The organism is Rhizobium sp. 268, from assembly GCF_036571585.1.
Classification (GTDB): Bacteria; Pseudomonadota; Alphaproteobacteria; order Rhizobiales; family Rhizobiaceae; genus Rhizobium; species Rhizobium redzepovicii.
The window spans coordinates 1-3,000 of record NZ_JAPPSO010000057.1 but is presented as its reverse complement, the minus strand read 5'-3'; the positions used below and the strand labels follow the sequence as shown (position 1 = coordinate 3,000).

2 protein-coding genes and 2 pseudogenes are annotated in these 3,000 nt (G+C 57.2%); 3 read left to right on the top strand and 1 reads right to left on the bottom strand.

All coding sequences use genetic code 11. The features are described 5' to 3' along the window. The first annotated feature begins 207 nt into the window (after positions 1-207). The 3 genes and pseudogenes from OS035_RS33345 to OS035_RS33335 form a co-directional block, all read left to right on the top strand. Positions 208-1,191, top strand: a complete 984-nt coding sequence (locus OS035_RS33345) for an IS5 family transposase (protein WP_331815629.1) — start codon at positions 208-210, stop codon at positions 1,189-1,191. 340 nt (positions 1,192-1,531) lie between these two features. Then, positions 1,532-1,816, top strand: a complete 285-nt coding sequence (locus tag OS035_RS33340; protein ID WP_331815627.1) for a hypothetical protein — start codon at positions 1,532-1,534, stop codon at positions 1,814-1,816. Between the two features lie 228 nt (positions 1,817-2,044). Then, positions 2,045-2,281: pseudogene (locus OS035_RS33335) on the top strand (IS5/IS1182 family transposase); the annotation flags it as partial. 25 nt (positions 2,282-2,306) lie between these two features. Here OS035_RS33335 and OS035_RS33330 read toward each other — a convergent pair. After that, a pseudogene (locus OS035_RS33330) lies at positions 2,307-2,935 on the bottom strand (IS6-like element ISRle7 family transposase); the annotation flags it as partial. Positions 2,936-3,000: the final 65 nt, after the last annotated feature.

Here is a 3,000-nt window from a genome sequence, read left to right as displayed (position 1 = left end):
AGCGAAAGGCCAAAGCAACCTTGACTAACCGGATGCGAATAGACAACCACTCCCATGGACACGATCTCATCTGACCGGGGTGATTCAATTCGCCGCAGTCGCCTGCCTTGCCTCTTTCGTGTGATCGGATTAGCGTTGGTGCATGGATCCTTTGTCAACGGTTTGGCGATAAGCAGGCAGGATCGAAATCAGTTTGATCCGAGTGCCATGCCGTACAAACACAACGCCGATCGTCGTCATCACGTCGGAAAGATGAAATTCAGGGTGACGAATTGGCGTGACTACGAAGCAGGTCTGCGCCGGCGTGGTAGCCTGACCTTATGGGTAACGCCGGAGGCACTGGCCGGATGGCGCGCTCCGCGAGGCAGGACCCGCGGCGGCCAAGCCCAGTATTCCGATCTCGCCATTGAGACTGCGCTGACGCTGGGTTGCGTCTTCGCAATGCGGCTGCGCCAGACCGAGGGATTGCTCCACTCGCTGCTGGATCTCATGGGGCTGAAAGTCCCAGTTCCAGATCATACGACGCTGAGCCGTCGGGCACAGAAGTGGGAGCCATCAGCCCGACGAAACCCGCCGCTGCCGGACGGCCCGCTGCATGTGCTTGTCGATAGCACGGGATTGCAAGTCTACGGCGCCGGGCAGTGGCTGGAGCAAAAACATGGCGCCAGATCACGTCGCAACTGGCGCAAGCTGCATCTGGCAGTGGATGCCAAAAGTGGCGCGATCATTGCCCATGGGCTGACAGACCAGAAAACGGATGATCCTTCCCAGGTGGCACCGCTGCTCGATCAGATCGACGGCGAGATCGACCAGTTCCCGGCCGACGGAGCCTATGACGGCAAACCAACCTATCGGTCTATCCTGCAGCACAGCGCAACCGCGGGTATTGTCATTCCACCGCGTTCCACGGCGGTGGAAAGCGGTGATACCGGACCGCCTGGTCAAAGGGACAAGCACATTGCCGCAATCGCAAGCGACGGTCGGCTGAAATGGCAGGCAGCCGCCGGCTACGGCAAGCGTGCGCTGATCGAAACCGCCATCGGACGATACAAGGGGCTGATCGGATTGCGCCTGCGGGCCCGCTCCTTTCCGGCTCAACAGACCGAGGTTGCCATCGGTTGCATCGTTCTCAACCGCATGCTGGCTTGTGGACGCCCGGAGTCTATCCGGCGTCAAGTCACGCAGGCATAACCAACTACATCAAAGATCGAAATGCCCTCGATTTCATATCCCCGCACCAACGCCATGAAGAAGGCTATTACCTTGCATTGGAACCTGTCAGGATTTGCCAAGGGTGAGGCCGTCGCTTTCCGCGTCGAGCTGGCCCAGGGACTTGATTCGGGAGAACTCAGATCGTTTCCTTGACCCTTGCTGCAGGCGGCTTTCTGCCGCGCCAGCACCGGGACGAGTGGATTGCGTGGTCCTACCCTGCCCCCTCCAATCCAGGTTCTCCCAAAACTGGTAGCAATCGGATTCGAGATCAAGCATACAGGCGACGTTCCGGGCTACATCGAGCGAAAGGCAGCATGACATGACGAACGTAATTCTCACCTGGTTCGACGAGCCAACGACGGCCTTCAGGTTTGGCCTTGATCGCTGTATTCCCCTGCGCGACGTGGGCGTAATTCAGAAAGACATTCTCCCCCTCTTTCGCTCTACTCCCGGTCTTAATTTCGTTTTCGCAGGCGCAAAGTTTGAGATCGAGGACCGATCCGCGATCCTGGCCGTAGTCGATGCCTTGGAACGCGCAGGCCATACCGTCGAGAACAAAGGCGACATTCCGCCCGAGATCGAGGCCCCTGCCCCCAAGTTCTGACGCCAGCAACATTCAGCAAACAAAAACATAGTGGACGGGACCAGCAATTCCGGCCGCTATTTTTTTGACCTGTATCCGGCCGCCCGTCGGCTATTTTCCCATGCCGCAAGAGGCCGCACGCTGTCCTTCTAACCCCCTTTTTAGAGAGAGAAGGGAATTGGTGCAGGGATCAAATTTCAACATTTTTCATCTATGCGGCCGGATCGAAAATAGGTTGATTGATCCAGCATGCCGCACAAACATAACGCCGCCCGCCGCCATCACATCGGAAAAATGAAGTTCAAAGTGACGAACTGGGCGGAGTATGAGGCGGCGCTTCGCCGCCGTGGCAGTTTGACCGTTTGGATAACGCCGGAAGCTTTGATCGGTTGGGCTGCCCCACGTCGCAGGACGCGTGGTGGCCAGCCTCTCTATTCGGATCTGGCGATCGAAACTGGGCCTGTCGCAAACATTTTCGGAGCGCGCGATTATCCCTTGAGCATCTTCAGTTTCATGCTTTGTTAACTTTCTGCAGTCCGAAGAGGCGCGCAAGCAGATCGTTCTGATCGTTGATGGTCCAACGCCCGAGAGGCCGAAGCCTTTCCTCAGCCACAGCATCGCCTCGAAACCCGCGATGGTTCGCCGCGCCGTGTTGAAAGATTGGAAGCCACCGATTTTTGGCATGTTCTTCTTTACCCGGAAATGGTCACTTTCGATGCCTTGCTGGAGGTGCTTGGTGACATAGTGGACGGGGTCCGGATGTAGAAGCCCATCATCAACCGACTTTTTGATCGTTGACGGGAAGGTGTTGGCCCCGTCCGTCCCGATCTTATTCGGCGACAACAAGGGCTCGTCTTTGAGCATCTTGCGGAAGAACCGTTTGGCGGCGTCGAGATCGCGCTTCGCCGTCAACAGGAAGTCCATCGGATTGCCGTGTTTGTCGATGGCCCGATATAGGTATCGCCATTTGCCGCGGATCTTGACATAGGTCTCATCGACGCGAACAGAGCCGCAATGTGGCCGGCGGAACTGACGCAGCCGCTTCTCAATCATCGGCGCGTAGGCCAATACCCACCGATTAATTGTGCTGTGATCGACCACGAAGCCGCGTTCCCCGAACATCTCCTCGATATCCCGATGTCAATCAGCACCGAACATTGACCCCTTTTGCTTATCCAATTTTGCCCCCCCTGTGCTGTAGATCA

Coding starts and splice junctions, on each gene's coding strand:
- OS035_RS33340 (WP_331815627.1), top strand. CDS start 1,532: ATGACGAACGTAATTCTCACCTGGTTCGACGAGCCAACGACGGCCTTC.
- OS035_RS33345 (WP_331815629.1), top strand. CDS start 208: ATGCCGTACAAACACAACGCCGATCGTCGTCATCACGTCGGAAAGATG.